This window comes from Acinetobacter sp. UBA3025 (assembly GCF_002367915.1).
In the GTDB taxonomy this organism is placed as follows: domain Bacteria; phylum Pseudomonadota; class Gammaproteobacteria; order Pseudomonadales; family Moraxellaceae; genus Acinetobacter.
Genome location: NZ_DFDO01000156.1, coordinates 1 through 3363 on the forward strand (window position 1 = coordinate 1; position 3363 = coordinate 3363).

A 3363-nucleotide genomic window follows, 5' to 3' on the forward strand; every position below is an offset into this window, starting at 1 on the left:
TTGACATTTACAATATAACTCAATCTGTATGCAGGTTGATAAGACTTTCAATCATCAACAGACGCAAATATAGGTGAAATCCTGAGCGCAATATTGACAATATATGCAGAATTTATTGACAAATCACGACAGGGTTAACCAAAGTGAGAAATGGTTAACATTTTATGTGGCAGATTACTCGAAATTTAAGTTATTTAATCACGATCTTTAGCCCATTTAGCCGGGAAATAACGCTGGGTTAAGTGGGTTAAGCGCATAGAGATCTGTTCCGGCAAGACAATACCAAGGGGATTTTTTTCCTGTAAATCTGCTGAGGAAATCACCCGGGTTCCCATCAAATAATCAAACCAGGGCTTGGTTACACACCAGTTGGCGTCTTGGTTACTATTCATATGGTGATCATAATGCCAGGGAATTTTTTTTCTGGCCCATTCTGGCTCCAGATGTGCTCGCCGATGCATATAGAAATAATTGCCTGCACTATACAGCGTGGCCAAAAACATACCTTTGGACAAGGGATAAAAAGCCAGCCCGAATACGCTTGCTGCGACGGCCAGTGAACCGATTTCATTGCGGATTCGCCAGTTTTTCAAACCTTCCACATAGGCATAATCAGAAAATCTGGTCTTGCGAACTTCACGATGATGTTCCCAATGTGAACGCATGCTGTCCGGCACTGGGCTATAACGCGTCTGCCCTGCCCGATGCGTACCATGCAGCACATATTTATGCGCAAACCATTCAAAGCCATTGGCTACGACCAGTCCTGCTAGAAAGCCTTTCCACATGATCTTTTCCTCCCTGTTTGTTTACATTATAGGTCAAACAAAGGGCTAGATATTGACCGATAATTTCAATATCATTGACAAAAAACGACAGAACAAAAGAATTAAAAAATGCACGTTCCCCAAGATTATGTCGGTTCGGTATATGGTGGTTTAGGACATTTGCTTTTGGACTATTACCAGCTCAAACAACTGGACATCCCCAAGAAATTATTTGCGATCCAGAACCTGGAGCGTTTTGATTATATTCTCTGGCGCGATCTGCTCAGCCAGCTGGACCAGGAGTTGCAGCGGCCGGCACTCGGCCTGGAAATCGCGCAACTGGTGCAGGCCAAACATCTGGGTATTATTGGCTATCTGGCATTATCCAGTGAAACGCTGGGCGAAGCCTTTATGCGTTATCATGACTATCATCGCCTGATCTATGATGGCAGTCCTTTACAGGTCAGTCTGGATCGAGATTACCTGTCCATTTCCTGGAGCGAGATTCCGTTTAAAGTGAGTACGCAACTCACAGATGAGATTGCTATCGCGCTCATGACAGAATTTATTCGCTCAAGCATTCTTGACCAGCATCAACTGCATCTGCATGAAGTCCATTTTCAACATCCGGTCAATAAAAATATTGCGGTCTATGAACAGTATTTCCGCTGCAAGGTCCGTTTTGGTCAGGCCAAAAATCAGGTATTGATTCCTGTGAGTGAAATGTCTACGCCTTTAAAGAAAGGTGATCAGACCTTACAGAAATTACTGATGCAACAGGCAGAAGCGGTGCTGGAAAAACTCCCGAACTCCACCCAGATTGATCAACGCTTGCAACAGGCGATTCTGGTGGGTCTGCAGAAAAATATGTTCCAGATTGAACATATCGCCAAACAGATGAATTTTTCTGTACGTCAGCTACAACGTTACCTGCAAAAACAGGGTCAGACCTATCAGCAGCGTATGCAGGAAATCCGCTGCATGATGGCCATGCAATATCTGAAAGACCCTCATCTGAGTCTGCAGGAAATCAGCATGCTGCTTGGCTATTCTGAGCAGAGCGCATTTCAGCGTGCCTTCAAGCAGTGGACGGCTCAAACACCACAACAATGGCGCTCAGAATATCTAAAAACCCAGGTGCAGGAAAAATTTCTGGACTATCCTGCTACCGCAAAGATTAATGTCCCATATCAGATTTAAAAGTTTGAATAAAATAAAAAAGCTCCTCATTAAAGAAGCTTTTTTCTAGCCGGAATAGTGATTTAAGAAATTTCTATAAAAATGGATTTTCAATTTCATCTGCATCATTGCGTTCAATTTTTTCTGGCAGATCCGGTGTTTCTTCGAGCTGCTGCACAATATCATTTAACAGTGCCTGCAAAACTTTGGCCGCCTTGAGACCAGCCTGGTCTTTGGTAATTTGCAGATTGCCATACAGACTGACACAGTCCAGATCATTCTCAACTGTCAGATCATGAATCGCATGCGATTCGGTTCCATTTTCAAATGCTTTAAACATTAATTTCTACTCTGTTTTATTATTTTTACTCACCTGTCTTCAGCATGCTACCTGAAGCCTGCTTTTTACAGCAAGCTCCTTTTCACTATTTCAGCAGCTGTAGGATGTATTGCAGTAAGGCCTCAATCAGCTGTTTAACAATCGTATCCTGAGTATCATGATCGATCCCGTTCTTATTAACTGATGAGCTGGTATTGGCTGAACTTGAGGCTAACGGCTTGAACTCACGCTGCAGTTTTTCCAGATCTTCTTTCGGCACATCTTCAGCACACTGGCTTTCTGCATCCCAATTCGAATAGGCAATTTTCTGGTTGGCCTTCACAGCATTTGCAGTCAACGGCAGATGATAGGTATTGCGTTTCTGTTCTTCAGTTAACTGAGGAAACAGGTTAATGCCAAGCTGCTCTTCCAGATAGCAGACACTGACAATGCGAACCTTGAGCGAATTATCATTAGGTGCATAGTAGGCACCAATGGCACCAGTTTTCGGCATGTAGATCGCTTTATACACGGCAGTTGGTACAATTACACCCTTGCCAATAGTTTTCAGCTTTTTGGCAGCAAAGACTGGCCCGGTCACTACATACACGTCCTGCTTCTGCTTGGTCACAATGGCACGGGTCGCTTCTTCCAGCTCGCGCCAGACCTGCTGATTGTTCTTTGGTGCCTGCGGGACCATATTGGCCAGCGAGAAACTGTCAGACTGTGCAGTTTTATTTGGCATATCCGCATTTGGCGCCATATGGCCTCGGTCATAGCCTGAACCCCGGTAGTCAGCCAAAGTCGCACGATGAGCAGCATTTAGTCGTGTTTCTTCATGGAAGTTGTCTTCACGTGGAATTTTCTGGCTCAGACGCTTCGGTGTTAAGGCCTCCGCCACCCAAAGTGGCGTTTTGGATACCCCAGAATAACCCACATTAAAGCCATTAAAACACAGTGAATAACTGTCTTTTTTCAGGCTGTCTTTCATTAAGTAAGGCGGGATGTCCCGGTAAAACTGTTCCAGACAGCTCGAATTCGATGTAGACGGCAAAGAAATCCACTGACTGATTTTTTCCTGGCCAAACGCAATCGCAA

4 protein-coding genes are annotated in these 3363 nt (G+C 44.3%); 1 reads left to right on the forward strand and 3 read right to left on the reverse strand.

Annotated elements, in window-relative coordinates:
• Positions 1 to 194: 194 nt before the first annotated feature.
• Positions 195 to 788 carry a hypothetical protein gene (locus B4J23_RS06590; RefSeq protein WP_179991945.1) on the reverse strand — a complete coding sequence of 198 codons (594 nt, stop codon included), beginning with the start codon at positions 786 to 788 and terminating at the stop codon, positions 195 to 197.
• A 108-nt stretch (positions 789 to 896) separates the two neighbouring features.
• Here B4J23_RS06590 and B4J23_RS06595 point away from each other — a divergent pair, with 108 nt between their 5' ends.
• On the forward strand, positions 897 to 1967 hold the full coding sequence (locus B4J23_RS06595; RefSeq protein WP_180002503.1) for an AraC family transcriptional regulator: 1071 nt from the start codon (positions 897 to 899) through the stop codon (positions 1965 to 1967).
• 73 nt (positions 1968 to 2040) lie between these two features.
• On the opposite strand, the gene B4J23_RS06600 is transcribed toward B4J23_RS06595, so the two are convergent.
• Entirely contained in the window at positions 2041 to 2286 is a 246-nt protein-coding gene (locus B4J23_RS06600) for a hypothetical protein (RefSeq protein ID WP_004781584.1), read from the reverse strand.
• Between the two features lie 85 nt (positions 2287 to 2371).
• A partial coding sequence (locus B4J23_RS06605; protein WP_291359463.1) for a DNA/RNA non-specific endonuclease occupies positions 2372 to 3363 on the reverse strand: 992 nt, incomplete at its 5' end.

Bases quoted from the DNA above. Each gene is read 5' to 3' on its own strand.
- B4J23_RS06600 (WP_004781584.1), bottom strand. From the start codon at position 2,286: ATGTTTAAAGCATTTGAAAATGGAACCGAATCGCATGCGATTCATGAT.
- B4J23_RS06595 (WP_180002503.1), top strand. From the start codon at position 897: ATGCACGTTCCCCAAGATTATGTCGGTTCGGTATATGGTGGTTTAGGA.
- B4J23_RS06590 (WP_179991945.1), bottom strand. From the start codon at position 788: ATGTGGAAAGGCTTTCTAGCAGGACTGGTCGTAGCCAATGGCTTTGAA.